The following is a 24,984-nucleotide window of genomic DNA, read 5'->3' as shown; positions in this document are numbered from 1 at the left end:
TGGCCTCAGGGGTGCGCCGACCAGAACGTCTCCAGCTCGGTGTCAAGAGGCCGGGCGACCTGCATGGGGAGCGAGTGCGTGGTGTCGGGCCAGATCTTGACCTGGGCGTCGGGGATCAGCTGTGCCTTCTCGGCTGCGGCCTCGCCGCCCGCCAGCGACGAGTCGCTCGCGATCGCCACGTAGACCGGCATCGGCAGGTCCTTCAGCTCGGCGTCGGTCAGCTGGCTGGGGTTGGGCAGTCCGGACGAGTTGTAGCTCTCGGCGCCGAGGTTGATCATCCTGGCGAGAGGGTCGTTCGGGTCGACCTCTTCGTCCTCGACGCCGCCGATCGCATTGAGTCCCGCCTCCCGCCAGGACTCCGGCAGGAAGGGCAGCGAGACCGGGATGCTCGCGAGCACCACCGAGAGCGGCAGCGTGCCAAGGGTGAGGATCGGCTCGATCAGGGTCAGGCTGGCCAGACGCTCCGGGTGGCGCACCGCGACGGCGGCGGCCAGCCCGCCGCCCTGCGAGTGGCCCACGAGGTGGGCGCGCTCGATGCTCAGGCCGGCCATGGCCTCGTCGACCCACTGGGCGGCGTCGCCGATGTCGCGCAGCGGGACGGTCTGCTCGGACAGGCCCGTGTCGCCGAGGACGTCGAACGCGTACACCGTGCGGTGCTCGAGGTAGTGCGGCAGGTTGTCGGCCCACATCGGGACGGCGGCCGACCGGCCGGGCAGCAGGACGACGGGGGCGGCGTCGGGCTGCCCCTCCGCGACCCAGGAGTAGACGCGTACCGTGCCGAAGCTCGTCTCGACGTCGTGGGTCTCGGTGGGGTCGGGCAGTTGGCCGAACGCCTCGGCGTACGCGTCCTCGTAGGCCAGGCGGGCCTCCGGCGTGCGGAAGTGGCCGACGCCCGGCCCGCCGGTCGCGACGAGCAGCAGCAGTCCGCTGGTGGAGACCGCGGCGACGGCGGCGAGCAGCACGATCGGCCACCGGCGGGGCTTGCGCCCGGTCTTGTTCTCGCGCATCGAGGTTCCTCTCGGGGTGGGTGACGTTGTTGCAATACAGTCGCATCGTAACAGGTTGCGATGCGACTGTATTGCTACGCTGTGCGCATGCCGAGAGTCGTCGACCACGAAGAGCGCCGCCAGCAGATCGTCTTCGCGCTGTGGCTGGTGATCGCCCAGCACGGGATCGAGGGCGTCAGCCTGCGCCACGTGGCCGCGGAGGCCGGCGTCTCGATGGGCCGGATCCAGCACTACTTCGGCACCAAGGAGTCCCTCGTCCTCGCGGGCTGCACCGCGCTCGTCCAGAGCGCGTACGGCGGCTACCTCGAGACCGCCGACGCCGCGCCGCGCGACCGGCTGCTGCACGTCGTGAGCCAGCAGATTCCCCAGGACGACGGCGGCCGCATGGGCGTCAGCGTCTGGTACGCCTACGTGGCGAAGTCGATCAACCACGCCGCCGTCCGCCAGGTGCTGGCCGAGGCGCGGCGAGGTGCCGAGGAGGAGTGCGTGCGGCTGATCCGCGCCGCTCGTGAGGCCTCGGGCGGGGGCGCAGGCCTGGCCGGGCCGGAGCAGACGGCGCCGGAGCAGGCCGCGCCGGAGCAGGCGGCCCTGGCGAAGGCCCGGCGGCTGCTCGCCCTGGCCGACGGTCTGACCCTTCGGGTCCTGGTCAGGGACCTCGAACCGGCCGAGGCCGTCGCCATGCTCGAAGCAGAGGTCGACCTGGTCTGAGGGCGGCTCAGCCGGGGTCGTACGGGCCGCCGAGCAGGTCCGTGAAGAGGCTCTCGGACTGCTGCGCGACCTCGATGTCCCGGTTTACTCGGTCCACTCGGTTCGCCCGGCCGGGCCGCTCGTCCGGCGGGGCCCAGGCGTCGTCGCCACGCAGCCCGCGCCGGATCCACTCGTGGACGAGCCGGGTCCCGTCCACGCCGCGTCCGAGCGCCGTCGCGGTGAGCCGCGCCAGGTCGGCGTCGGACAGGTCGACGACGATCCGGCGGCCGTCCAGCTCGACGCGCGAGCAGGCATTGCGATCGGCCATGGGTCCTCGCTCAGCTGTCGTCCGGGAGAACGCGGAACGCCTTCTCCTCGGTGAGCGGGCGGATGGTCCGGAAGGTCCGACGGTCGAGGGTCAGGATCGCGTTCGTGGAGTAATCCCCGGCGGTGACGGCGATGACGGCGTCGGCGAGGTCAAGATCGAGATCGTCGTACTGGGTCTGCACGGCGCGCGCAGCGCGCAGGTTCTCGGCGGCGAGCTGAGTGACGATGAATCGTCCTGACGCGGTCTGCCGGATGATCGTGTCCAGCAGCGTCCCCGCGACACGACGGCCGAACCGTCCCGTGACGAGATGGTCGAGCTCCGCAAGGACGACCGGCGGAACGAGGACGGCGCTCGCGCGGTCGAGCACCCTGCGCGCGCCGGCGTGCTCGGGAGCGTCGGTGTCGATCGAGGCGATGATCCCTGAGGTGTCGGCCACGACGATCATTCGGAGCCGGGCTCCGAACGCATCGACCTGAGGATCTCGTCCGACCGGGAGGCAAACGTCGGATCGCCGCTCGAGACCGTCGGGAACCTGACCGGCTCGTCCCACACGCGGTTGCGGAGAAGCGCGTGCCGCACACCCTCACGTATGATCTCGGCCTCGCTGACACCGCGGCGTGCGGCGGCGATCTTGAGGTCGCGCAGGTCGTTCTCGTCGAGATAGACGGTGGTCCGCTTCAGCCCCATGCCCGTATGGTACGACTGCCATACGTCAAGGGGTAGATCGATGGGTGGTGCGATGGCGCGCATGCTCGGCTCCTGGGTTCGCTCGTGGTCCGGCGTCTGCGCCCAGCCTGCCGGGTGCGGCCACCGGGGTGCGCGGCGAGGCCCGAATCCTTGCGGATACGCAATGCGCCGCCGGCACCTCGTACGCTCTTCGGTGTGAGCCACCCCGTTTCGCCCCGACCCGACGCCGCCGACCGCCCCGAGCTCTCGGGGTTCCGGACCAAGCCGGTCTCGTTCGTGCGCCGGTCCGGCAGGCTCACGGACAAGCAGAAGCGGATGTGGACCGAGCTCCACTCCACGTACCTCGTGGACGTGCCGCGGGCGATCGCGCGCACCTCGGTGGACCCGGGTTTCGTGCTCGACCCGGAGTCCGTCTTCGGTCGCCGGGCACCGCTGGTCGTGGAGGTCGGCTCCGGTCTCGGCGACGCCGTCGTCGAAGCAGCCACCACCGACCCCGGGCGGGACTACCTCGCCGTCGAGGTCTACCAGCCCGGGCTCGCGCACACGATCGCGCGCGCCGAGCGGGCCGGCGCAGCCCTCGGCCAGGAAGGACTGCCCAACCTCCGCCTCGTGCAGGCCAACGCGGCGGAGCTGCTGGAGACCACGATGACGCCAGGTACCGTGGACGAGCTCTGGGTCTTCTTCCCCGACCCCTGGCACAAGGCCCGCCACCACAAGCGCCGCCTCGTCACCGCGGAGTTCGCGGCGCTCGCGGCCCGCGTCCTGCGACCGGGCGGGACGCTGCGTCTTGCCACCGACTGGGCCGAGTACGCAGAGCAGATGATCGAGGTGCTGGAGGCGGACGCCGAGCTCACCAACGTGCACGGTGCCGGGAACGTGGCTCCCCGCTTCGAGCGGCGGGTCCTGACCGGGTTCGAGCGCAAGGCGCGGGACGCCGGGCGCGCCATCGCGGACCTGGCGTACCTCCGCCGCTGACAGGCGGCGGACGGGCGCCCGAGGGCCGCTGACGAGCGGCTGACGGGCCGCTGACGGGCCGGCTGACGAGCGGCCTACGGGCCGCTGACCTGCGGCGACCCCGGTTTCTTGCACCCGGCTCTCGCGGAATGTAACGACTTGGTCAAGTCGGAAAACCGCCGGGAGATTTATTTGCCTCGGGCATGCGAGATGCGGAACATTGGTCGCGGTGCGAAGGGCGCACCGGGTCGCGGGCGCTGCGCGTGTCCCCATGAGCCAATGGAGGCGTCATGAGTGACGTACCGGCCCCAGGGCCAGTTGAAACCGATTACCAACGCGTCGAGAGATCGGACGAGTTCCAGAGCCTGCGCAAGGCCTTCCGGAACTTCGTCTTCCCGATGACCGCGCTGTTCCTCGTGTGGTATCTGCTGTATGCGGTCCTGAGCACCTACGCGCACGAGTTCATGAGCATCCGGGTCGGTGGGACGTTCACGGTCGGCCTGATCTTCGGGCTCCTGCAGTTCGTGTCCACGTTCGTGATCACCACGCTCTACGCGCGGTGGGCGAACAACAAGTTCGACGCCCGCGCGCAGGCCATGCGCGAAGAGATCGAGGAGGGCCAGCTGTGAACGGGACCGTCATGGCAGCGGCGGCCACCAACGTCGGCAACATCTGGATCAACATCGGCATCTTCGCGGCGTTCGTCGTGGTCACCCTGATCGTGGTCTTCCGGGTGTCCCGGCAGAACAAGAGCGCCGCGGACTTCTACGCCGGCGGCCGCAACTTCACGGGCACGCAGAACGGCACCGCGATCGCGGGTGACTACCTGTCCGCCGCCAGCTTTCTCGGCATCGCGGGCGCCATCGCCGTCAACGGGTACGACGGCTTCCTGTACTCGATCGGCTTCCTCGTGGCCTGGCTCGTGGCGCTGCTGCTGGTCGCAGAGCTGCTGCGGAACACCGGCAAGTTCACGATGGCGGACGTGCTGTCGTTCCGGCTGAAGCAGCGCCCGATCCGCCTGGCCGCAGCGATCTCGACGCTCGCCGTGGTCTTCTTCTACCTGCTGGCCCAGATGGCGGGTGCGGGCGGTCTGGTCGCGCTCCTGCTCGGCATCACCGACAAGGCCGGCCAGGGTGTCGTCATCGCGGTGGTCGGTGCCCTCATGATCCTGTACGTGCTGGTGGGCGGCATGAAGGGCACCACATGGGTGCAGATCATCAAGGCCACGCTGCTCATCGCCGGCGCGGCAGTCATGACCGTCTGGGTGCTCGCCCTCTTCGACTTCAACCTGTCGGGCGTCATGCAGGGCGCCGTGGACATGGCCGGCGAGAACGGCGAGGCCATCCTCGAGCCGGGTCTGCAGTACGGCGCCACGGCGCTGTCGCAGCTCGACTTCCTCTCCCTTGCCCTGGCCCTGGTGCTCGGTACCGCGGGTCTGCCGCACGTGCTCATGCGCTTCTACACGGTGCCGTCGGCCAAGGAGGCCCGGAAGTCCGTGGTCGTGGCGATCTGGCTGATCGGTATCTTCTACCTGTTCACCCTGGTGCTCGGTTACGGTGCCGCGGCCCTGGTCGGGCCGGAGGCGATCCTGGCGGCGCCGGGCGGGGCCAACTCCGCCGCACCGCTGCTCGCTTTCGAGCTCGGCGGCGAGATCCTGCTCGGCATCATCGCGGCCGTCGCGTTCGCGACCATCCTCGCCGTGGTGGCCGGCCTCACGATCACCGCTGCGGCGAGCTTCTCCCACGACATCTACGCCTCGATCATCAAGAAGGGCCAGGTGGCGCCGGACGGCGAGGTCAAGGTGGCCCGCTGGACGGTCGTGGTGATCGGTATCGTCGCGATCGTCGGCGGGATCTTCGCCAACGGGCAGAACATCGCGTTCCTCGTGGCGCTGGCCTTCTGTGTGGCGGCGTCGGCGAACCTGCCCACGATCATCTACTCGCTGTTCTGGAAGCGGTTCAACACCTCCGGCGCGCTGTGGAGCATCTACGGCGGCCTGAGCTCGACGATCCTGCTGATCATCTTCTCGCCGGTCGTGTCGGGCAAGCCCGCCGACCCGGTCACCGGGCTCAGCACGTCGATGATCAGCGATCCGAGCATCGACTTCCACTTCTTCCCGCTCGACAACCCGGGCATCGTGACGATCCCGCTCGCGTTCGTGCTCGGCATCGTCGGCACGTACCTGAGCAAGGAGCGCTCGCACCCGGAGAAGTACGCGGAGATGGAGGTCCGCTCCCTCACGGGCGCGGGCGCGGAGAAGGCGACCGCGCACTGACCCGGTGAGGTGACACCGTCGAGTGCTGGATATCTGCCCTCCCGAAGCCGTCTCGAGGACGAACATCCAGCACTCGACGCGTGTCACGGGGCGATGACGAGGCTCGTGATCCGGCCGGCGGCGAGCGTGTAGCGGTAGCGCAGGTCGACGACGCCGCCGGGGAAGTCGCCCTCGAGGTGTCGTACGGCCGTCCAGTGGTCGGCGTCCTCCTGGCGGACGCCGGTGAGGGTGCTGGTGTAGGTGTACTCGCCGGCCGCGCGGCTGAGCCAGGCACGGATCTCGGCACGGCCGCGATAGGTCTGCCCGTCGTCGCTGACGACGGCGTCGTCGGCGTAGCAGACCAGCTCCCGGTCGGCGTCGCGGGCCTCGTGCGCGGCGAGGTGCGCGGCGACGACGTCGGGCAGCGCACTGCCCTCGGTGGCGTCGCTCCGGGTGGTGCCTTCCTGTGCTGCGTTCATGACTGTCTTCCTCTCCTTGTGTCGGACGGCGTCGTCAGCCGACCGTCGGGACCGTCCCGCCGTCGATCGTGTGCTCGGCCCCCGTGATGGCCGCCGAGCGGTCGCCGACGAGGAACGCGACGAGCTCCGCGACCTCGGCGGGCTCGCTCGGGCGCCCGAGCGGGATGCCACCGAGCGAGTCCATGACCTGGCCGAGGGCCTCGTCGCGGGTGATGCCCTGACCGGTCGACAGGCGCTCGACGAGGCCGTCGGCGCCCGACGACCGGATGAAACCGGGGGAGACCACGTTGACCCGGACGCCGTGGGGCCCCACCTCGTTGGCCAGGCCCTTGCTGTACGTGGTCAGCGCGGCCTTGGCGGCGGCGTAGCCGAGCGTGGCCGCGTGCAGCGGCTGCCGGCGCTGGATGGACGAGACGTGCACCACGGTCCCGCGGCGCATCGCGCTCATGCCGGAAACCAGCGCACGGTCGAGCCGGACCGCCGAGAGCAGGTTGAGGCCCAGCTCGTCGGCCCAGTGCTCGTCGGTGAGGGCCGCGAAGCCGCCCGACGGCGACCGGGACCCGCCGAGCGTGTGCACCAGGATGTCGACGCCGCCGAGATGCTCGGCCACGTGCGCGGCCACCAGGTCGACCCCGTCGGGCGAGGTCAGGTCGGCCGCGACGAAGCCGAGCGGGCCGGGATGCGGGTCGGGTGCGGAGCGCGCGACGCCCAGCACCGTCGCGCCTGCCTCGCGCAGCCGCGCTGCGATGGCGGCGCCGGTGCCCTTGCTGGCGCCGGTCACGAGGGCGCGGCGACCGTCGAGGCGGTCGCTGATGGTCACGGCCGGCGGGCCGGCGTTGTCGGAGGTGTGCATGGCCCCACGCTGGGGCCTCCCGCAGGGAGAGAGTCAACGCCTGCGCGCGTTCGTGGAGTCTCCCCCGGCGGGAGGGTGCACAGTGGTGCGGTGACCCGAGGCCTGACCATCGGTGAGTTCGCCGAGCTCACCCACCTGAGCGTGCGGACCCTGCGCCGCTACCACGAGTCCCGACTGCTGGAGCCCGAGCGGGTGGATCCGGCAAGCGGCTACCGGTACTACACGAGCGCGCAGATCCCGCCCGCCCAGGTGATCCACCGGCTGCGCGAGCTCGACGTACCGCTGGCGGAGGTGCGGCAGATCCTGGCCACGCCCGACGCAGCGACACGGTCCGAGCTCGTTGCCGGACACCTGCGGCGGCTCGAGGCGGAGCTCGACCGGACGCGGGGCGCCGTCGCCTCGTTGCGGCAGCTGCTCACCCCTGGCACACCGCCCGAGGTGGCGCTGCGCTCAGCGCCGGCGCGCGTGGTCGCTGGGATCACGGGCGTGGTCGAGCAGGGGGACGTCCTGGACTGGTACGCGGCGGCCATGACCGAGCTGGACGCCGCCGTGGTCGGCCACGAGCGGCTCGGGCCGCCGGGCGGGCACTACGCGAACGAGCTGTTCAGCGACGGGCGCGGGTCCGTGCTCGTGTACCGGCCTGTGGCGGACCCACCCGAGCGGGGGCGGGTGCGGCCGGTCGAGCTGCCGGCCGCTGAGCTCGCGACCGTCGTTCACCACGGCGGACACGACGACATCGACGTCACCTACGGCCGGCTCGGCGCGTGGGTGGTCGACCACGCCCTGGCGGTGGACGGCCCGGTCCACGAGACCTACCTGGTGGCCCCGTCGGACACCCCGGACCGGGCGGCCTGGCGCACGGAGCTGGCCTGGCCGATCTTCCGCCTCACCTGACCCCCGTCGGGTGCTTGGTCTGTGTTGGTCTGCGGCGCCCAGACCCGCAGATAGCCAGTACTCAGCCGGCGGGCTCGAGGCGGATGACCACCGACTTGGAAGCCGGGGTGTTGCTGCCCTCGGCCGTGTGGTCCAGCGGCACCAGCACGTTGGTCTCCGGGAAGTACGCGGCGGCGCACCCGCGCGCCGTCGGGAACGCGATGATGCGGAACCCGGGGGCCCGGCGTTCCTCCGTGCTCCCGTCCCGCCCGGACCACTCGCTGACCAGGTCCACCGTGTCGCCGTCGGCGAGACCGAGCGCCGTCAGGTCCTCCGGGCGCACGAACACGACGCGCCGCCCGCCCTTCACCCCGCGGTACCGGTCGTCGAGGCCGTAGACGGTGGTGTTGAACTGGTCGTGGGAGCGGACCGTCTGCAGCAGCAGGCGGCCCTCCGGCACGTGGACCACCTCGAGCTCGTTCACCGTGAAGTTGGCCTTGCCGGTCGCCGTCGGGAACAGGCGGGCGTCGCGCGGCGGGTGCGGCAGCACGAACCCGCCGGGCTCCGCCACCCGCCGCTCGAAGTCCTCGAAGCCGGGGATCACGCGGGAGATCGAGTCCCGGATGCGCGAGTAGTCGTCGGCGAACTCCTCCCACGGCGTCTCGTCCTCTGGCCCGAGCGCGCGCCGGGCCAGGTCGCAGAGGATGGCCGTCTCGCTGCGCAGGTGGCCCGACGCCGGGGCCAGCTGTCCTCGTGACGTGTGCACCACGCTCATCGAGTCCTCGACGGTCACCACCTGCTCGCGGCCGCCCGTGAGGTCCCGCTCGGTGCGGCCGAGGCACGGCAGGACCAGCGACCGCTTGCCTGGCAGGACGTGCGAGCGGTTGAGCTTGGTCGAGACGTGCACCGTGAGCGGTACCTCCCGCAGGGCGGCCTCGGTGACCGCGCTGTCGGGCGTGGCAGCGGCGAAGTTGCCGCCCACGGCCATGAAGACCCGGAGATGTCCGTCGCGCAGGGCCCTGACGGTGTCGACGACGTCGAGCCCGGGGGCGCGCGGCGGCTCGAAGTCGAACTCGGTGGCCAGCGCATCGAGGAACCCCTCGGTGGGACGCTCCCAGATGCCCATGGTGCGGTCGCCCTGCACGTTGCTGTGCCCTCGCACGGGGCAGGCGCCCGCGCCAGGTCGGCCGACGTTCCCCCGCAGCAGCAGGAAGCTCACGACCTCGCGGATGGTCGCTACGGCCTGCTTGTGCTGGGTCAGGCCCATCGCCCAGCAGACGATGACCTTCTCGGCGGCCAGGACGTCGCCCACGAAGTCCTCGATCTCGGACCACTCCAGCCCGGTGGCCAGTTCGACGTCGGCGCGGTCCACCGCGCGCCACGCGGCAGCGGCCTCGGGGAACCCCGAGGTGTGCTCCGCGATGAACTCGTGGTCCAGCACGCCAGGGTGCCCGGCGGTGCGGGCGTCGTCGTCCGCCTCCAGGAGCAGGCGGTTGACCGCCTGGAACAGGGCGAGGTCGCCGGCGAGGCGGATCTGGAGGAACCGGTCGGCGAGCTTGGTGCCCTGCCCGACCACGCCGCGCACCCGCTGCGGGTTCTTGAAGGTCTGCAGGCCGGCCTCGGGCAGGGGGTTGATCGCGACGATCCGCGCCCCGCGGTCCTTGGCCTCCTCGAGCGCCGTGAGCATCCGCGGGTGGTTGGTCCCCGGATTCTGCCCGACGACGACGATCAGGTCCGCGTGGTCGGTGATGTCCTCGAGGGACACGCTGCCCTTGCCGATGCCCAGCGTCTCGGTCAGCGCGCTGCCCGACGACTCGTGGCACATGTTCGAGCAGTCCGGCAGGTTGTTCGTGCCCAGCTTGCGGGCGAGGAGCTGATAGAGGAACGCCGCCTCGTTGCTGGTGCGACCGGAGGTGTAGAACGCGGCCTGGTCCGGCGAGTCGAGGCCGCGCAGCTCGGTGGCGACCAGGTCCATGGCCTCGTCCCAGGGCACCGGGCGGTAGTGGTCGGAGCCCTCCTCGCGCAGCATCGGCTCCGTGAGGCGCCCGGACTTGCCCAGCCGGTGGTCGGTCCAGGTCGCCAGCTCGGAGATCGGGTGCTCGGCGAAGAACGCCGCGTCCGCGCGCTTGCGGGTGGACTCCTCTGCGACCGCCTTGGCGCCGTTCTCGCAGAACTCCGCGAGGTGCGGCTTGCCGGGCTCCGGCCAGGCGCACCCGGGGCAGTCGAAGCCGCGGTGCTGGTTGATCAGGGGGAGCGTGCGCAGGCCGCGCGCCACGCCCGCCTCGTCGAAGACGTGCGCGAGTCCGTGCACCACCCCAGGAACGCCGGCGGCGCTGGTCTTCGGCGGGCCGACGCGCAGGGTCTGCTCGGGGGTCTCGGTGCGGGCTTCGTCGCTCACGTCTGTCACGGTTCGACCCTACGCCGGACTTCACCCCGTGTGGAGGGCCTGGACATATCGGTCGGTGCTGGTGCGAGCACGTGTGGGGTGCTGGGTGCTGGGTGCTGGGTGGTGGGTGGTGGGCGGTTGGGGCGGGCCGGCAGGTTGGGGCGGGCTGGCCCTGGAGTCACCACGGAGCTGGCCGGTGCGCCGAGTGCAGAGTTGGTTGCGGTCACCCGCGCCGACTGCAGACTTCGTAGCGGATGCATGGCCTCTGACCGCAACCATGTCTGCACTCGGTCTGCGGGAGGCGCACTAACTCTGCAGTCGGCGCTCTGTGGTTGGCGGTTGGCGGGTATCGGTGGGTGGTGGTTGGCGGTGGCGGGTGACTGTGGTCGTCGGTGGGCACAATGGCGGGCCAGATTCGGGCAGTCCGGGGTGGGCGAAGCTGGTGGCCCGGGCTGATGCTGGGGGTGAGGAAGGGTCGGCGCGCCGAGTGCAGAGTTGGTTGCGGCCACCTGCGCCGACTGCAGAGTTGGTTGCGGTCTCAGAGGTCACAACCGCGACGATCTCTGCACTCGAAACCTTGCGGTGCACCAACTCTGCAGTCGGCGGGTGCCAGGTGGCCGGGCCGGGGTGGGGTGGGGTGGGCCGGGGTGGGGTGGGGTGGGGTGCAGGCCCAGGCCCAGGCCCAGGCCTTGAGCTAGAGCTAGAGCTAGAGCTAGGCCCGGAGCCCGGAGCCCGGAGCCCGGAGCCCGGAGCCCGGAGCCCGGAGCCAGCCAGTGCCGGGACCAGACTCACGGCATGGACATTTCGGCCGCTGCGGGTGGGAGACTGGCGGCATGGGAGTCGTCACCGACCGACGGCGCGTCGTCCGCGTCCGCGACGGCGCGCGTACGGCACGCCCGGACACGCTTGCCGTCGAGGAACCGCTCATGGTCCGGCTGGTCGTCGGTACGGGTCCGACCGGTGGGTCGGCGGCGTTCGTCGGTGCGGGACCGGCCCGTGGGCCGGCAGCCGGCGGCGGTGCGGGACCGGCCGGTGGACCGGCGGCGGTGATCGGTGCGATGTCGGGCGGCAGCCCGTCGTCGGCCAGCGAAGCGCTGACCGTGACCATGCGGACGCCGGGGCACGACTTCGACCTCGTGGCCGGCTGGCTGGTCTCCGAGGGCGCAGTGGCGGCGCCGGAGGACATCGTGGGCATGCGGTTGTGCCCCGACGAGGACAACACCGTCGAGGTGGCGCTCGCGTGCGGCGTCGAGCCCCCGCGGCAGCGGGCATTCGCAACGACCAGCGCTTGCGGGGTCTGCGGGTCGGACACCGTCGTGGAGGTGCGGGCCGGGCTTCGCTGGCCGGTCGCGCGTGACCCGGTCACCGTCGGCTCGGATGTGATCGCCGCACTGCCCGACCTGCTGCGCGAGCGCCAGCGCGCCTTCGACCGGACGGGCGGCCTGCACGCAGCGGGTCTGTTCACCGCCGACGGCGAGCCCCTGTACGTCCGCGAGGACGTCGGCCGGCACAACGCCGTCGACAAGGTGGTCGGTGCGGCGCTGCGCGACGGCGCACTGCCCGCTGCCGGGACGATCCTCCAGGTCAGCGGGCGGGCGTCGTTCGAGCTGGTGCAGAAGGCCGCGCGGGCCGGTATCCCGGTGCTGTCCGCCATCTCGGCGCCGTCCACGCTGGCCGTGGACCTCGCCGACGAGTGCGGTCTGACCCTGCTCGGCTTCGTGCGTGGCGACTCGATGAACGTCTACACGTGGGCGGACCGGGTGGTCTGATCCGCCGGACCGGGGTCCTGCTCGAGCCGGTGTACGAGGAACGCCGCCGCACGGGCCAGGGCTCGCGCCGCCGTCGGCTCCGTCGCGTGCTGGTGCTGGAACACGTGCGCGCTGCCCGGGTAGACCTCCAGGGCGACCTCGACGTCCGCGGCAGCGGCGCGGGCGGCGAGGCCCGTCGAGTCGTCGAGCAGCACCTCGTGCGATCCGACCTGGAGCAGGAGCGGCGGCAGGCCGCGCAGGTCGGCCAGCAGGGGACTCGCGAGAAGGCCCCCGGCGCCGGCTCCGTCCGGCAGGTACGCGTCGGCGTACTCACGGATGTCAGCGGCGTCGAAGACGGGGTCCACGCTCTCCTTGCCGGTGAGGCTGGCGCCGGACAGGGTCAGGTCGAACCAGCCGGAGAAGGTGACCACCCCGGCGGGCTGCGGGAGCCCGGCGTCGCGGGCGGCCAGGAGCGTCGCCAGGGCGAGGCCGCCGCCGGCAGAGTCGCCGGCGAGGACGACGCGCGCCGGGTCGGTGTCGTCGACCAGTGCTCGGTAGGCGGCCAGCGCGTCGTCCACCGCAGCGGGGAACACGTGCTCGGGGGCGAGGCGGTAGTCGAGCGAGAGCGCGCGCAGCCCTGTACCAGCGGCGAGCGCAGCGGTGAGGGGGACGCCGGTGCGGGCGGTCCCGATCACGTAGCCGCCGCCGTGCAGGTAGAGCAGCGTGCCGGCGTCGGCGTCGGCCGAGGGCACCGCGACCTCCAGGGCCGGGACGCCACCGAGGGCGGTCTCCGACACGTTGGTGCCGTCCGGTAGCGGCAGCAGACCGAACGACGCGTAGAAGTTGCGGAGCTCGGCGAGCGATCTCTGGTCCATGTTTCTCCTCCATGCCCGAGGATAGATTCCATGGAAGCCAAACAAGATTCTAGGGAATCTATTCCGGCGGGCGCGGGGTTCGAGCACGCCCGGCTGCTCGACGATCTGGTCCGCGTCGAGGTGCGGCTCTATACCCTGCTGGACGCCCGGTTGCGCGAGCGGCACGGCCACGGGCTCGGCCGGCTCGACCTGCTCCGCGCGATCGCGGACGTTCCGGGCTGCCGGGTCTCGGACGTGGTCCGGCGTCTCGGCATCACCGTCGGCGCGGCGAGCAAGGGGGTCGAGCGCCAGGTGCGCGACGGTCTGGTGCGTCGGCACGCCAACCCCGAGGACGGCCGCTCCTCGCTGCTCGCCCTCACTCCGGACGGTCGGCAGGTCCTGGACGAGGTGCTGCCGACCCTCGACCGCGAGGTGGCGGCGGTGCTGGGCGGCACAGGCGTGCCCGACGGCGACCTGGCGCACCTCGCTCGCGTGCTCGCGGAGGTGCGCGGCGCGCTGGAGTCGGGCGCGAGGTGAGCCAGGTGACCGTCGGGTGCAGGCGGCGGTCAGCCCGCGAAGAGCGGGATGACGCTCCTGACCGTCTGGAAGAGCCCGTAGGCAAGCGGCACTGTCACCACCAGCCAGGTGACGACGAGCCGCGCGACCTGGTTCGAGGCCGGCTCGGGCTGCGCGCCCGGCTCCAGGGTCTGCTCCGGCATGGTCACACCTTCCCTTCGGTGAACGCGTCGGCACGGCGGGGCGCCTCGTGGAACCGAGCCGCGACCGGCCGGATCAGGATGTTGGCCAGGAACCCGACCGCGAGCACGCCGACCATGGTGAACAACGCGGGCCGGTAGTCGGCAGCGACGAGCTCACCCGGCGTCCCCTGCGCGTCGAGGAACCCGTTGATGATCAGCGGGCCCGCGATGCCGGCGGCGGACCAGGCGGTGAGCAGGCGGCCGTGGATGGCCCCCACCTGGAACGTGCCGAACAGGTCGCGCAGGTAGGCGGGCGCTGTGGCGAACCCGCCGCCGTAGAAGGAGATGATCACGGCGGCGACGAGCACGAAGATCATGGTGGACAGGTGTCCCACGGTGGCCAGGAGCACGTACAGCACCATCCCGACGCCCAGGTACATGACGTACGTCGGCTTGCGGCCGATGTAGTCCGACGTCGACGACCACACGAAGCGGCCGGCCATGTTGAACAGGGACAGGAACGCGACGAAACCGGCCGCCGTCGTCGGCGCGACCGAGGACATGCCGCCGCTCCGGAAGAAGTCCTGGATCATCGGTGCGGCCTGCTCCAGGATGCCGATGCCCGCCGTCACGTTGCAGAACAGGACGATCCAGAGGAACCAGAACTGCGGGGTCCTGATGGCGTTCGCCGCCGAGACGTCGGCGGCCGACACCATGGGCTTGGCCGCCACCGCACCGGCGTCGAAACCGGCGGGCGTCCAGCCGGGCGGCGGGACCTTCACCGTGAACACGCCGAGCATCATCACGAGGAAGTACCCGATGCCGAGGGTGACGAAGAGCGAGGTGACGGCGCTGCCGGAGGCTACGGAGGTGGGATCGGACGGGTCGTAGCCGCTGTCGTAGAAGGCCATGAGCTGGCGGGACAGGGGCGAGGCGACGAGCGCACCACCGCCGAACCCCATGATCGCCATGCCGGTGGCCAGGCCGGGGCGGTCGGGGAACCACTTGATCAGCGTGGACACCGGCGAGATGTAGCCGATCCCGAGCCCGATCCCGCCGAAGAAGCCGTACCCGAGGTAGACCAGCCACAGCTGCGACGTCGCGATGCCGAGCGCGCCGATCAGGAACCCGGAGGCCCAGAAGCAGGCGGACGCGAACATGGCCGCGCGGGGTCCGGCGCGTTCCACCCAGGTGCCGAGCACCGCCGCCGACAGGCCGAGCATGACGATGGCGATGGAGAAGATGACGCCGATCGCCGTCAGGCTCGACTCGAAGTGGTTGACCAGGGCGTTCTTGTAGACGCTGGTGGCATACGCCTGGCCGATGCACAGGTGGATGGCGAGCGCTGCCGGGGGGATGAGCCACCTGCTGTAACCGGGCTTGGCTACCGTGTGCTCGCGGTCGAGGAACGACAACGCCACGGAGCACCTCCTCGTGCTCGGGGGATCCTGCCGCGCGGAATGCGGTTTCACCCGTTTTGCGCGCACGCTACTGGGCACCGGATGCTCGGGTCAATGGTCGACGGCGCCCGCACCCCGCCGACCGGCGAGGTCAGTGCTGCGGGCTGCGCACTGCCGCAAGGAACAGGGGGAGGCCGGTCTCCGTGTGGGCGATCCGGACCAGGTAGGGGCGGTCGACGGTCATCCGGACCGCTGGCTCGGTCGGCATGGCCGCGCTGGCCTCGAGGCCGATCTCAGTCACGGCGGCCGCGACGGTGCCCTCCTCGTCCAGGCTCAGGTAGGCCTGCTGGAACGCCTGGCTCACCTCCAGCGGCTCCGTGGTCGTGATGCCGGACAGGTCCGGGCCGGCGTAGAGGCCGCCCAGCCCGGCCTCCGCCAGCGCGGGAGCGAGGTCCAGGATGGGCGGTTCCAGCTCCAGGGTCGGCATGGCGAGCTCGACGGTCCGCGGCCCGGCGGTTCCGAGGGCATCGATGAGGGCGGTCAGGATCTCGGGCGAGACCTCCGCCGGGTCCGTGCCCGCAGGGGGCAGGAGCACGTCCGCGTTGAACGCGTCGACATAGGGCAGTCGGACGGCGGCCCACCCGCCATTCTCCGCGTAGGCCCAGGGCTGCGCGCCGTGCAGCATCTCGGTGGGCTTCGTGCCGGCCGGCCCGGTGAAGTCCTCGTCGCTCGTGGCGTGCTCCTGGAACGGCGTCTCCCAGCGCGCCGCGAGCAGGATCGCGTTCTGCAGCACCAGGCGCAGCGCGGGGTCGGGCTGGATGGCCGACTCCTCGATCAGGCCACCCGTGTGGTGGTCGACCCAGGCGTCCAGGACCTGCTTGCCCTCGCCGCTGCCCAGGTCGGTGCGCTGGACACCGGCATCGAACGCGGATGCGAGTGCGTCGAGGTAGTCCTGCTCGGCCGTGAGCTCGTCGTCGAGCACCGCCTGGTTCGCCAGGTGCAGCACCGGGCGGTCGGGGAGCTCGTCGTCCTGCACGACGCCCGGGTCGCCGTCGTGGGCCGCCAGCGCACCCTGGAGGGCGTTGTACGCGGCGGTGCGGTCCTCGCCGGAGGCACCGAGCGCTGCGTCCAGCGAGGCAGCGGTCTCGCCACGCGCACCCTCGGCGAGCAGTGCAAGGGCGAAGGCGAGCGACGCAGGAGAGACCACGGCGTTCTCCTCCGGCGCGGCGGTCGCGCGCAGCGCGAGGAGGCCAAGGTCCTCGGTAGCGGCGACAGCGTCGGCGCTCGCGGAGGCGTCGGCGAGATTCACGACGTGGCGCTCCGCGTCCGACCGTTCCAGGCCCTCGGCGGGGTCGAGGCCGGAGCAGGCTGTCACGGCGAGAGCCGCTGTCCCGACCACCGCCGCGAGCGCCGTCGTCCGGCGGTGGGAGGCGCGAGGGGCGGAGTGGCGACGCTGCACTGTGGTTCCTCCTCGGGGTTCCTGCGGGTGCCTGCGCTGGGTTTGACCCGTTTGTGTGGCGACCCGCCTCGGACTTGCACGCGAACACGCACCGCTTGATGCGACAAGTGTCAGTGGCGGCAGGCACAATCTGTCCCGACCTTCTAGAAGTGAGGTAAGGGACAAGTGGCAAGTATCAACCGGCGGATCGCCGAGGAGCTGGGTGTTCGGGAAGGGCAGGTGACGGCGGCGGTCGACCTGCTCGACGGCGGCGCCACGGTGCCGTTCATCGCCCGCTACCGCAAGGAGGTCACTGGCACGCTCGACGACGCGCAGCTGCGCACCCTCGAGGAGCGGCTGCGGTACCTGCGCGAGCTGGAGGAACGGCGCGCGGCGATCCTGTCGTCGGTCGAGGAGCAGGGCAAGCTCACGGACGAGCTGCGTGCTCAGATCCTGTCGGCGGAGACCAAGTCGCGCCTGGAGGACATCTACCTCCCGTACAAGCCGAAGCGGCGCACCAAGGCGCAGGTCGCGCGTGAGGCCGGCCTGGAGCCGCTCGCCCTCGCGCTGCTCGACGACCCGTCGCTCGACCCCGCGACGGCCGCCGGCCCGTACGTCGACGCCGACAAGGGTGTCGCCGACACCGCCGCGGCGCTCGACGGCGCCCGCGCGATCCTCGTGGAGCGCATGGGCGAGGACGCCGACCTGATCGGCACGCTGCGTGAGCGGCTCTGGAAGCGCGGGCGCATGCTGTCCGCCGTCCGCGACGGCGCCCAGGACAAGGGCGCCAAGTTCTCCGACTACTTCGAGTTCGCCGAGGCACTGTCCAGCCTGCCGTCGCACCGGGTGCTCGCCCTCTTCCGGGGCGAGAAGGAGGACGTGCTGGACCTGACGATCGAGCCGGAGGAGGGCATCGAGGCCGGCGTGCCGACGTCGTACGAGGCCACGATCGCGCACCAGTTCGGCATCGCGAACCAGGGGCGTCCCGCCGACCGCTGGCTCAACGACGCGGTCCGCTGGGCGTGGCGCACCAAGATCCTGGTGCACCTCGGTATCGACGTGCGGCTGCGGCTGCGCTCGGAGGCCGAGGACGAGGCCGTGCGCGTGTTCGCGGCCAACCTGCGCGACCTGCTGCTCGCGGCGCCCGCAGGCACGCGGGCGACGATGGGCCTCGACCCGGGGCTGCGCACGGGCGTGAAGGTCGCCGTGGTGGACGCGACGGGCAAGGTCGTCGAGCACGCGACGATCTACCCCCACGTGCCGGCGAACCGCTGGGACGAGTCGCTCGCCACGCTGGCGAAGCTCGCCAAGAAGCACGACGTCGACCTCGTGGCGATCGGCAACGGGACGGGGTCGCGCGAGACCGAGCGCCTGGCCGCCGACCTCATGAAGAAGGCGCCGGAGCTCAACCTGACCAAGGCCATCGTGTCCGAGGCAGGGGCGTCGGTGTACTCGGCCTCCGCGTATGCGAGCGCGGAGCTGCCCGACCTCGATGTGTCCATCCGGGGTGCTGTCTCCATCGCGCGCCGGCTGCAGGACCCGCTCGCCGAGCTCGTGAAGATCGACCCCAAGTCGATCGGCGTCGGCCAGTACCAGCACGACATCACCGAGACCAAGCTGTCGCGGTCGCTGGACGCCGTGGTGGAGGACTGCGTGAACGGTGTGGGGGTCGACCTCAACACCGCCTCCGTGCCGCTGCTGTCGCGCGTCTCGGGCATCACGTCGACGCTCGCGGAGAACATCGTGTCGTTCCGCGACGCCAACGGGCCGTACTCGTCGCGCGCGGGGCTGAAGAAGGTGCCGCGGCTCGGGCCCAAGGCGTTCGAGCAGTGCGCGGGCTTCCTGAAGGTCTCGGGCGGCGCAGAACCGCTGGACTCGTCGTCGGTGCACCCTGAGGCGTACCCGCTGGCGCGGCGCATCGTGACGGCGTCGGGCGCCGACGTGCAGGCGCTGATCGGCAACGGCGGTGCCCTGCGTACCCTGCGGCCCACCGACTTCGTCGACGAGACGTTCGGGCTGCCCACCGTCACCGACATCTTCACCGAGCTGGAGAAGCCCGGCCGCGACCCGCGCCCGGCATTCACCACCGCGTCCTTCGCCGAGGGTGTCGAGACGCTCGGCGACCTGGTGCCAGGCATGGTGCTCGAAGGCCAGGTCACGAACGTCGCCGCGTTCGGGGCCTTCGTGGACATCGGGGTGCACCAGGACGGGCTCGTGCACGTCTCGGCGATGTCCAAGAACTTCGTCAGCGACCCGCGGGAAGTGGTGAAGTCCGGGGACATCGTCAAGGTCAAGGTGATGGACGTGGACCTGCAGCGGAAGCGGGTAGCCCTCACGCTGCGCCTGGACGACGAGATCGGCGCGGGCACCGGCGGTCGGACGTCCGGCGGTTCCCGCGCCGGCGGACAGGGCTCCCGGCCGGACGGTCAGGGCGGCGGTGGTCAGCGCGGCGGACGCCAGGGCGGCGGCGAGAACCGCGGCCGGAACGGGCGCGGTCAGGGCGGTCAGGGCCAGGGCGGCCGTGGGCGCCCGGCACCCGCTGACACCGCGATGGCGGACGCGCTGCGCAAGGCCGGTCTGGCCTGACCCGCCGGGCCCCCTGGCGGTTGGTCCGCCGGGGGGCCACGATGACGGCATGAGCCTTTCTGAAGAGACGTTCGACGTCGTTGTGATCGGCGGAGGGGCGGTGGGCGAGAACGCGGCTGACCGCGCCTCGCGCACCGGACTGTCCGTGGCCCTGGTCGAGTCCGAGCTGCTGGGCGGTGAGTGCTCGTACTGGGCCTGTATGCCGTCCAAGGTGCTGCTGCGTGCGGGTGCGGTCCGCGCTCTCGCGCGTGAGACGCCCGGCCTGCGGGACCCGGGTGCGCCCGACGTCGCCGCCGTCCTCGCCCGGCGCGACGAGATCACCAGCGGCTGGGACGACGCCGGCCAGGTCTCCTGGGTCGAGGGCGCCGGGCTGACGCCGGTACGCGGGCACGGCCGGCTGGCCGGCGAGCGGCTCGTCGAGGTCACGGTGCCGGAGAGCGCGGTCAGCTCCGAGAGCGGCCTCGGGGAGGCCGAGACCGGTCAGACCCCGGTGACCCGCCTGCTCCGGGCTCGGCACGCGGTGATCGTCGCGACCGGCAGCGTGCCGGTGCTGCCGGACACCCCGGGGGTGGCGGAGGCGTCGCCCTGGTCGAGCCGCGAGGCGACGTCGGCGGACGCGGTCCCCGAGTCGCTGGTGGTCGTCGGCGGCGGCGTGGTCGGCGTCGAGATGGCGAACGCGTACGCGGACCTCGGCGCGCAGGTGACACTGCTGTCGCGCGGTGGGCTCCTGTCGGGCGCCGAGCCGTTCGCCGGTGAGATGGTCGCCGACTCGCTGAGCGGGCTGGGCGTCGACGTCCGTACCGGCGTCGACGTCAAGTCCGTCGAGCGGCCCGGTGCAGGGCTCGAGGGCGGCGCGCCGGGTCCGGTGACCGTCACCCTGTCCGACGGCGGGAAGATCACCGCGGCCGAGATCCTTGTGGCGACCGGCCGCGTGCCACGCACGGGCGACCTCGGCGTGGAGAGCGTGGGCCTGGACGGGTCGGCGCTCGGCCGCGGCGGGGCCCTGGTCGTCGACGAGTCCATGCAGGTCAGCGGCGTCCCGGGCGGCTGGCTGTACGCATGCGGTGACGTGACGGGCCGTGCGCCGACCACCCACCAGGGCAAGTACCAGGCGCGTGTCGTCGGGGACGTGGTGGCCGCGCGGTACGGCACGGAGGTGGGGGACCGCAGCCCCACGAGCGGCGACCCGGAGCCCGCCGTCGGGCAGGAGGGCAAGGCCTGGTCACGGTACGCGGCGACCGCCGACCACACCGCCCGGGTGCAGGTGGTGTTCACCCGGCCGCAGGTGAGCTGGGTGGGGCCGACGGAGCGCCAGGCCCGCGCGGCGGGGCTGCCCGTCGAGGCCGTGTCGTACGACCTGTCCTGGGTGGCCGGTGCGAGCGTGGAGTCGCCCGGCTACTCGGGCCGGGCCCAGGTGCTGGTCGACACGCAGCGGCGGGTTCTCGTCGGCGCCACCTTCGTGGGCCCCGATGCCGGGGAGATGTTGCACGCAGCGACCATCGCCGTCGTCGGCGAGGTGCCGCTGGACCGGTTGTGGCACGCGGTCCCCGCGTACCCGACGGTCAGCGAGGTATGGCTCCGCTTCCTGGAGTCCTACGGCCTCTGACCGGACGTCGAGTGCTGGATATCTGCGCTGCCGAGCGTCTCTTCAGCGCAAATATCCAGCACTCGACGGGTGGCTACTCCGACGGGGTGAGCGAGCCGTCCGAGCTGAAGACCAGGCCGAGGGTGGCCTCGCCCTGCTGCAGCGCCGACTTGGTCAGCGGGCCGCCGGCGTCGAGCGAACGGAACTCCGCGAACTCCAGGCCGTAGGTCTCCTCGAGGCCCGGCTGGCAGAACGGGCGCTCCGTGCACTCCGGCGGCCCGCCGAGCACGAGGCCGCCACAGGCCTCGGCGAGCTCGCTGAGCGTGGCGACACCGTGCTCGTCGGCGAAAGCCTTGGTCACGGCGAACGCGTTCTGGTCCTGTGCGGGGGAGGGCTCGCCGAACACGAGGCCGATCTCCTCGCCCAGACCGGTCAGCGCCTCGACGGTGGCGTCGAGGTCGCTGCTGGCCACCGCGGCGGCCTCGGCCCCGTTGACGTCCTTGTTGATGAACTCCGTCAGAGTGCCCACGTACTCCGGGATCACCTGGACCTGGTCGCCCTTCTCCAGGGCGGGGAGGTAGGCCTCGCGGTTACCGATGGTGGTGACCTCTGCCTCGTAGCCGGCCGAGTTCAGCACCGTCGCGTAGATCGTGCCGAGCGTGGCGCTCTCCGCGAAGTCGGCGGCGCCGATGACGATCTTGCCGCTGCCGCTCTGCTCGGGTTCGTCGAGGCCCGCGTCGGCCACGAACTCCTCCGCGACCTCCTTCGAGGTGCGGCGCTCGACGTCCACCGCCTTGTTCAGGCCGATGAGGGTGTCGGTGTCGAGAGCCGCCGAGACCGTGTCGAGGAGCGGGATCAGGGTGTCGTCACCCTCCACGGCCGCCGCGTTGACCGCCGGGATGATGTTGTCGACGGTCTGCAGCTGCTTGTCGTCCTCGAGCACCACGAGCTCGTCGCCGGGGACCGCCTCGCACGCGGCAACGCTCTCGCCGCTGGTCGCGGTACCGCCGCCGCCCCCACCGGCCGAGCCCGGTTCGCCGCAGGCGGTCAGGAGGGAGAGGCTGACGACGGCTGCCGCGGCGCCGAGCGCCCTGGGCAAGGACACATGCGTACGGGGGAACTTCATCGAATGTCTCCGAACGTGGGTGACGTACAACTGTTCTACGGCTTTGATCGGTCCCATTCGACCCCGGCGAGCGGGCTATGGCAAGAGATAAACCCGCTCGTGAGAAGGTCGTTACATTTGTCGGCCCGCCGGAGCCGGCGTCGGAGCGGGCACCGCGGCGGCGTTGCGCGAGCGGGCGCCGAACGCGCCGGAGAGCAGCACGGCGCGACGTCGGGTGAAGAAGCGCCCGAGCTCCACGGCGATCGCGTTGCCCCGGCCCGAGACGATGCTGGGCCGGCGGTTGCCGCGGTCCAGCGAGCGCAGGCCCGTCTCGACGACCTGCTCGGGTGTCTGGTACCTGCCGTCGTAGGCGCCGCCCGCCAGGTCGTCGAAGAACTCGGTGCGGGTCAGGCCGGGGGCGAGCGACAGCACGCGCAGCCCGCTCGACCGCGACTCGTACCACAGCGCCTCGGTGAAGCTCAGGACGAAGGCCTTGGCGGCCGAGTAGACGGCCATGTCGGGCCCGGGCAGGTAGGCGGCCATGCTCGCGACGTTGACCAGGATGCCGCGCCCGGACTGCCGCAGGGGCTCGATGAACGCGCGGGAGAGGTCGACGAGGTTCGCCACGTCGACGGCGATCTCCTCCTGCAGGCGGTCGGGGTCCTCCTCGTGGAACGGGCCGTCGGTGCCGAAGCCCGCGTTGTTGACGAGGCCGGTGACGGCGAGGCCGCGCGCCGCGACCTCCCTGGCGAGGGCCTGGCCGGCGCCGCGCTCGCTGAGGTCCAGCGCGACAGGGGTGGCGCGCACACCGTGCTCGCGTTCGAGCTCGCTCGCGAGCTCTTGGAGGCGGTCGAGGCGGCGGGCGACCAGGATCACGTCGGACCCGCGCTGCGCGAGGGCTCGTGCGAAGGCGGTCCCGATCCCGGAGCTGGCGCCGGTGACGATGGTGGTCTGCGCGGTGAAGTCGATGTCGGCCATGCTGCACTGTAGGCAGAATGTTGCACTAGGTGCAAGCATTCGCACCGAGGGTAGGATCGCCCCATGGACGCGACGCCTGGGACCCCGACCCTGCGTGAGCGAACGCGCAGGGCCGTCCACGCCGAGATCACGGACACGGCGCTGCGACTGTTCGCCGAGCAGGGCTTCGATGCGACCACCGTGGACCAGATCGCGGCGGCCGCCGGAATATCCCGGCGGTCGTTCTTCCACTACTTCGGGAGCAAGGAGGACGTCGTCCTCGGGGACCTGGAGGCGCTCGGGCTCCGGGTGCGCGACGCGCTCGAGGCGCGCCCCGCGACCGAGACGGCCTGGGAGGCGCTGCGCGCAGCGCTCATGACCTTGCAGGGCCCCGACACCGACGCGGCGACCGAGCTGCAGATCGCCGGCATGTACGCCGACGCACCGTCACTCCGCGCGCGGCATCTCGAGAAGCATCTGCGCTGGCAGGAGCTGTTGGCCCCCGACGTAGAGCGCCGTCTCGGCATCGCCCCCGCCGCCACGGTGGACCCACGCGCCCGCGCCGTGATCGCCGCGGCGCTCGCATGTCTCGACATCGCCGTCGAGGCCTGGCGCGAGTCGGGCGGTACGGCTGACCCCGTCGACCTGTTCGACGCCGCCGTCGCCGCCGTCCGCGCCTGACGCTGCCGTCCGGGACCGACGCCGCCGCGCGCGCCCGACGCAGCTAGCGCGCGCCGACGCGCAGCGGGGCCGGCGTCGCCAGGCGCTGCCCGATGGCCAGCACGGCGTCGATCAGGAGGCACAGGCCCGCGACCAGCACGCCCCCGGCGAGCACCTCGCCGTACCGCTGGGTGCCCATGCCGAACGCGATGATCTGACCCAGTCCACCTCCCCCGGCGAGCGCCGCGAGCGGGATGGTGGCGACGACCTGCACGATGGTGGTCCGCAACCCGGCGGAGACGAGCGTGGTGGCGAGCGGCAGCTCGACCTGCAGCAGGATGCGGCCGCCGCTCATGCCCATGCCACGGGCGGCGTCGCGGGCGTCGGGGTCGGCGCCGCGCACGCCCTCGTAGGTGTTGACAAGCAGCACCGGCACGGCGAAGAACGCGGCGGCGATGACGGTGGCGGTGTTGCCGAACAGCCCACCGGCGGCGAGGAGCAGGATGATGCCGAGCGTCGGCAGTGCACGGGAGGCGTTGGTGAGCCAGACGACGAGGCCGGCGCCTCGCCCGCTGTGCCCCAGCCAGGCGCCGAGCGGGATCGCCACGGCAGCGGCCGCCGCGGTGGCTGCCGCGGTCATGAGCAGGTGCTCGCCGGTCAGCTCCAGCACCCCGCCGGGCTCGGTCCAGGTCAGCGGGTCGTTGAGCCACACGATGGCTTCGTCGACGACGCCGGTGGTGGCGCTCATTGGGCCCTCCTGCGGAGCCAGGGGGTCACGGCTCTGCCGGCCGCCCAGAGGGCGAGGTCGAGCACCAGGGCGAGCAGGATCGTCGCCAGCGTGGCAGTCATGATCTCGGCCCGGTAGAAGTTGTTGCGGAAGCCCTGGAACATGAGCTGCCCCAGGCCGCCGTATCCGACGATGACGCCGACGGTCACCAGCGCGACGGTGGACACGGTGGCCAGCCGCAGGCCGGCGATGATGCTGGGCAGCGCGCTCGGCATGGCGACCTGGACGAGCAGTCGGCCCGGCCCGTAGCCCAGCCCGCGAGCTGCGTCGATGACGGCGGGGTCCACGGTCGCCAGCCCGGCCACCGTGTTGCGCAGGATGATGAGCAGCGCGTAGACCACCAGGCCGACCAGCACGGGTGTGCGGCCGATCCCGAGCAGCGGCGCCAGGATCGCGAACAGGGCCAGGGACGGCACCGTGTACAGGACGGCGACCGTGCCGAGCACCGGCCCGGACAGCCACCGGGACCGGGAGATCAGGACGCCCAGCGGGACGGCGATGGCGGCGGAGATCGCGACGGCCTCGATGGTGAGCCCTGCGTGCTCGACGGTGCGCTGCCACAGCAGCGCTGCGTTGTCCACCACGTAGGACCAGGAGAACCAGGGATTGCCGGGCATGCCTCCGAACCTACCGTGCGTGACCCGGTAGGTTCGGAGAC

General features: G+C 71.8%; 25 protein-coding genes. 10 read left to right on the top strand and 15 right to left on the bottom strand.

Annotation, left to right across the window (positions count from 1 at the left end; translation table 11 throughout):
* Nucleotides 1–5 precede the first annotated feature (5 nt).
* Nucleotides 6–1,007 carry an alpha/beta fold hydrolase gene (locus ACFS27_RS24315; RefSeq protein ID WP_377188763.1) on the bottom strand — a complete coding sequence of 334 codons (1,002 nt, stop codon included), beginning with the start codon at nt 1,005–1,007 and terminating at the stop codon, nt 6–8.
* Nucleotides 1,008–1,094: 87 nt separating this feature from the next.
* Between ACFS27_RS24315 and ACFS27_RS24310 the strand changes: the two genes are divergently transcribed.
* Entirely contained in the window at nt 1,095–1,715 is a 621-nt protein-coding gene (locus tag ACFS27_RS24310; RefSeq protein ID WP_377188760.1) for a TetR/AcrR family transcriptional regulator, read from the top strand.
* A gap of 7 nt (nt 1,716–1,722) precedes the next feature.
* Here ACFS27_RS24310 and ACFS27_RS24305 read toward each other — a convergent pair whose 3' ends face one another.
* From ACFS27_RS24305 to ACFS27_RS24295, 3 genes are read right to left on the bottom strand one after another with little or no spacing between them, the layout of a single operon-like run.
* Nucleotides 1,723–2,022 carry a hypothetical protein gene (locus tag ACFS27_RS24305; protein ID WP_377188757.1) on the bottom strand — a complete coding sequence of 100 codons (300 nt, stop codon included), beginning with the start codon at nt 2,020–2,022 and terminating at the stop codon, nt 1,723–1,725.
* A 10-nt stretch (nt 2,023–2,032) separates the two neighbouring features.
* On the bottom strand, nt 2,033–2,458 hold the full coding sequence (locus ACFS27_RS24300; protein WP_377188754.1) for a PIN domain-containing protein: 426 nt from the start codon (nt 2,456–2,458) through the stop codon (nt 2,033–2,035).
* A gap of 5 nt (nt 2,459–2,463) precedes the next feature.
* Nucleotides 2,464–2,772, bottom strand: a complete 309-nt coding sequence (locus tag ACFS27_RS24295) for a ribbon-helix-helix domain-containing protein (protein WP_377188751.1) — start codon at nt 2,770–2,772, stop codon at nt 2,464–2,466.
* A 132-nt stretch (nt 2,773–2,904) separates the two neighbouring features.
* Here ACFS27_RS24295 and trmB point away from each other — a divergent pair, with 132 nt between their 5' ends.
* The 3 genes from trmB (at nt 2,905) to ACFS27_RS24280 (ending at nt 5,938) form a co-directional block, all read left to right on the top strand.
* On the top strand, nt 2,905–3,684 hold the full coding sequence (trmB, locus tag ACFS27_RS24290) for a tRNA (guanosine(46)-N7)-methyltransferase TrmB (RefSeq protein ID WP_377188748.1): 780 nt from the start codon (nt 2,905–2,907) through the stop codon (nt 3,682–3,684).
* A gap of 269 nt (nt 3,685–3,953) precedes the next feature.
* On the top strand, nt 3,954–4,292 hold the full coding sequence (locus tag ACFS27_RS24285) for a DUF485 domain-containing protein (protein ID WP_377188745.1): 339 nt from the start codon (nt 3,954–3,956) through the stop codon (nt 4,290–4,292).
* Between the two features lie 11 nt (nt 4,293–4,303).
* A complete protein-coding gene (locus ACFS27_RS24280; RefSeq protein WP_377191160.1) occupies nt 4,304–5,938 on the top strand; it encodes a solute symporter family protein in 1,635 nt (544 codons plus the stop codon).
* 83 nt (nt 5,939–6,021) lie between these two features.
* Here the strand turns inward: ACFS27_RS24280 and ACFS27_RS24275 are convergent, their stop codons facing one another.
* Complete coding sequence (locus ACFS27_RS24275; RefSeq protein ID WP_377188742.1) at nt 6,022–6,396, bottom strand: nuclear transport factor 2 family protein; 375 nt, start codon at nt 6,394–6,396, stop codon at nt 6,022–6,024.
* A 34-nt stretch (nt 6,397–6,430) separates the two neighbouring features.
* The gene (locus ACFS27_RS24270) at nt 6,431–7,249 is read right to left on the bottom strand and encodes an SDR family oxidoreductase (RefSeq protein WP_377188739.1); all 819 of its coding nucleotides are present in this window, start codon (nt 7,247–7,249) and stop codon (nt 6,431–6,433) included.
* Between the two features lie 90 nt (nt 7,250–7,339).
* Here ACFS27_RS24270 and ACFS27_RS24265 point away from each other — a divergent pair, with 90 nt between their 5' ends.
* On the top strand, nt 7,340–8,143 hold the full coding sequence (locus ACFS27_RS24265; protein ID WP_377188737.1) for a MerR family transcriptional regulator: 804 nt from the start codon (nt 7,340–7,342) through the stop codon (nt 8,141–8,143).
* 61 nt (nt 8,144–8,204) lie between these two features.
* Here the strand turns inward: ACFS27_RS24265 and ACFS27_RS24260 are convergent, their stop codons facing one another.
* Complete coding sequence (locus tag ACFS27_RS24260; RefSeq protein WP_377188734.1) at nt 8,205–10,529, bottom strand: FdhF/YdeP family oxidoreductase; 2,325 nt, start codon at nt 10,527–10,529, stop codon at nt 8,205–8,207.
* Nucleotides 10,530–11,341: 812 nt separating this feature from the next.
* Here ACFS27_RS24260 and fdhD point away from each other — a divergent pair.
* Nucleotides 11,342–12,277, top strand: a complete 936-nt coding sequence (gene fdhD, locus ACFS27_RS24255) for a formate dehydrogenase accessory sulfurtransferase FdhD (RefSeq protein WP_377188732.1) — start codon at nt 11,342–11,344, stop codon at nt 12,275–12,277.
* Here fdhD and ACFS27_RS24250 read toward each other — a convergent pair.
* Nucleotides 12,250–13,131: an alpha/beta hydrolase gene (locus tag ACFS27_RS24250; protein WP_377188729.1), complete on the bottom strand. Its 882-nt coding sequence runs from the start codon at nt 13,129–13,131 to the stop codon at nt 12,250–12,252. The two genes, fdhD and ACFS27_RS24250, sit on opposite strands and share 28 nt — an antisense overlap.
* A 30-nt stretch (nt 13,132–13,161) precedes the next feature.
* Here ACFS27_RS24250 and ACFS27_RS24245 point away from each other — a divergent pair, with 30 nt between their 5' ends.
* Nucleotides 13,162–13,647, top strand: coding sequence for a MarR family winged helix-turn-helix transcriptional regulator (locus ACFS27_RS24245; protein WP_377188726.1), 486 nt, complete (start codon nt 13,162–13,164; stop codon nt 13,645–13,647).
* A 29-nt stretch (nt 13,648–13,676) separates the two neighbouring features.
* On the opposite strand, the gene ACFS27_RS24240 is transcribed toward ACFS27_RS24245, so the two are convergent.
* The 3 genes from ACFS27_RS24240 to ACFS27_RS24230 all read right to left on the bottom strand — a co-directional run bounded on the left by ACFS27_RS24240 (nt 13,677) and on the right by ACFS27_RS24230 (nt 16,667).
* The gene (locus ACFS27_RS24240; RefSeq protein ID WP_377188724.1) at nt 13,677–13,829 is read right to left on the bottom strand and encodes an MFS transporter small subunit; all 153 of its coding nucleotides are present in this window, start codon (nt 13,827–13,829) and stop codon (nt 13,677–13,679) included.
* Nucleotides 13,830–13,831: 2 nt separating this feature from the next.
* Entirely contained in the window at nt 13,832–15,223 is a 1,392-nt protein-coding gene (locus ACFS27_RS24235; protein ID WP_377191158.1) for an OFA family MFS transporter, read from the bottom strand.
* Nucleotides 15,224–15,359: 136 nt separating this feature from the next.
* A complete protein-coding gene (locus ACFS27_RS24230; RefSeq protein WP_377188721.1) occupies nt 15,360–16,667 on the bottom strand; it encodes a serpin family protein in 1,308 nt (435 codons plus the stop codon).
* Nucleotides 16,668–16,832: 165 nt separating this feature from the next.
* On the opposite strand from ACFS27_RS24230, the gene ACFS27_RS24225 reads away from it, so the two are divergent.
* Nucleotides 16,833–19,232 carry a Tex family protein gene (locus ACFS27_RS24225; protein ID WP_377188718.1) on the top strand — a complete coding sequence of 800 codons (2,400 nt, stop codon included), beginning with the start codon at nt 16,833–16,835 and terminating at the stop codon, nt 19,230–19,232.
* 49 nt (nt 19,233–19,281) lie between these two features.
* Complete coding sequence (locus ACFS27_RS24220; protein ID WP_377188715.1) at nt 19,282–20,838, top strand: dihydrolipoyl dehydrogenase family protein; 1,557 nt, start codon at nt 19,282–19,284, stop codon at nt 20,836–20,838.
* A 73-nt stretch (nt 20,839–20,911) separates the two neighbouring features.
* Here ACFS27_RS24220 and ACFS27_RS24215 read toward each other — a convergent pair whose 3' ends face one another.
* Both ACFS27_RS24215 and ACFS27_RS24210 read right to left on the bottom strand, forming a co-directional pair.
* Nucleotides 20,912–21,943 (bottom strand): glycine betaine ABC transporter substrate-binding protein, encoded by a 1,032-nt coding sequence (locus ACFS27_RS24215; protein WP_377188712.1) that lies wholly within the window; start codon nt 21,941–21,943, stop codon nt 20,912–20,914.
* 111 nt (nt 21,944–22,054) lie between these two features.
* On the bottom strand, nt 22,055–22,900 hold the full coding sequence (locus ACFS27_RS24210) for an SDR family NAD(P)-dependent oxidoreductase (RefSeq protein ID WP_377188709.1): 846 nt from the start codon (nt 22,898–22,900) through the stop codon (nt 22,055–22,057).
* Between the two features lie 63 nt (nt 22,901–22,963).
* Here ACFS27_RS24210 and ACFS27_RS24205 point away from each other — a divergent pair, with 63 nt between their 5' ends.
* Nucleotides 22,964–23,560 (top strand): TetR/AcrR family transcriptional regulator, encoded by a 597-nt coding sequence (locus tag ACFS27_RS24205; RefSeq protein WP_377188706.1) that lies wholly within the window; start codon nt 22,964–22,966, stop codon nt 23,558–23,560.
* A gap of 43 nt (nt 23,561–23,603) precedes the next feature.
* Here ACFS27_RS24205 and ACFS27_RS24200 read toward each other — a convergent pair whose 3' ends face one another.
* Complete coding sequence (locus ACFS27_RS24200; protein WP_377188703.1) at nt 23,604–24,287, bottom strand: ABC transporter permease; 684 nt, start codon at nt 24,285–24,287, stop codon at nt 23,604–23,606.
* The gene (locus ACFS27_RS24195; RefSeq protein WP_377188700.1) at nt 24,284–24,943 is read right to left on the bottom strand and encodes an ABC transporter permease; all 660 of its coding nucleotides are present in this window, start codon (nt 24,941–24,943) and stop codon (nt 24,284–24,286) included. Before ACFS27_RS24195 ends, ACFS27_RS24200 begins: the two co-directional genes overlap by 4 nt.
* Nucleotides 24,944–24,984: the final 41 nt, after the last annotated feature.

This window comes from Promicromonospora vindobonensis (assembly GCF_042685865.1).
Classification (GTDB): domain Bacteria; phylum Actinomycetota; class Actinomycetes; order Actinomycetales; family Cellulomonadaceae; genus Promicromonospora; species Promicromonospora vindobonensis.
Note: the sequence above shows the minus strand (reverse complement) of the source record. Positions and strands in the feature narration are given on the sequence as shown.

Bases quoted from the DNA above. Each gene is read 5' to 3' on its own strand.
- ACFS27_RS24315 (WP_377188763.1), bottom strand. From the start codon at position 1,007: ATGCGCGAGAACAAGACCGGGCGCAAGCCCCGCCGGTGGCCGATCGTG.
- ACFS27_RS24310 (WP_377188760.1), top strand. From the start codon at position 1,095: ATGCCGAGAGTCGTCGACCACGAAGAGCGCCGCCAGCAGATCGTCTTC.
- ACFS27_RS24305 (WP_377188757.1), bottom strand. From the start codon at position 2,022: ATGGCCGATCGCAATGCCTGCTCGCGCGTCGAGCTGGACGGCCGCCGG.
- ACFS27_RS24295 (WP_377188751.1), bottom strand. From the start codon at position 2,772: ATGCGCGCCATCGCACCACCCATCGATCTACCCCTTGACGTATGGCAG.
- ACFS27_RS24285 (WP_377188745.1), top strand. From the start codon at position 3,954: ATGAGTGACGTACCGGCCCCAGGGCCAGTTGAAACCGATTACCAACGC.
- ACFS27_RS24280 (WP_377191160.1), top strand. From the start codon at position 4,304: ATGGCAGCGGCGGCCACCAACGTCGGCAACATCTGGATCAACATCGGC.
- ACFS27_RS24275 (WP_377188742.1), bottom strand. From the start codon at position 6,396: ATGAACGCAGCACAGGAAGGCACCACCCGGAGCGACGCCACCGAGGGC.
- ACFS27_RS24270 (WP_377188739.1), bottom strand. From the start codon at position 7,249: ATGCACACCTCCGACAACGCCGGCCCGCCGGCCGTGACCATCAGCGAC.
- fdhD (WP_377188732.1), top strand. From the start codon at position 11,342: ATGGGAGTCGTCACCGACCGACGGCGCGTCGTCCGCGTCCGCGACGGC.
- ACFS27_RS24250 (WP_377188729.1), bottom strand. From the start codon at position 13,131: ATGGACCAGAGATCGCTCGCCGAGCTCCGCAACTTCTACGCGTCGTTC.
- ACFS27_RS24245 (WP_377188726.1), top strand. From the start codon at position 13,162: ATGGAAGCCAAACAAGATTCTAGGGAATCTATTCCGGCGGGCGCGGGG.
- ACFS27_RS24240 (WP_377188724.1), bottom strand. From the start codon at position 13,829: ATGCCGGAGCAGACCCTGGAGCCGGGCGCGCAGCCCGAGCCGGCCTCG.
- ACFS27_RS24220 (WP_377188715.1), top strand. From the start codon at position 19,282: ATGAGCCTTTCTGAAGAGACGTTCGACGTCGTTGTGATCGGCGGAGGG.
- ACFS27_RS24215 (WP_377188712.1), bottom strand. From the start codon at position 21,943: ATGAAGTTCCCCCGTACGCATGTGTCCTTGCCCAGGGCGCTCGGCGCC.
- ACFS27_RS24210 (WP_377188709.1), bottom strand. From the start codon at position 22,900: ATGGCCGACATCGACTTCACCGCGCAGACCACCATCGTCACCGGCGCC.
- ACFS27_RS24205 (WP_377188706.1), top strand. From the start codon at position 22,964: ATGGACGCGACGCCTGGGACCCCGACCCTGCGTGAGCGAACGCGCAGG.
- ACFS27_RS24200 (WP_377188703.1), bottom strand. From the start codon at position 24,287: ATGAGCGCCACCACCGGCGTCGTCGACGAAGCCATCGTGTGGCTCAAC.
- ACFS27_RS24195 (WP_377188700.1), bottom strand. From the start codon at position 24,943: ATGCCCGGCAATCCCTGGTTCTCCTGGTCCTACGTGGTGGACAACGCA.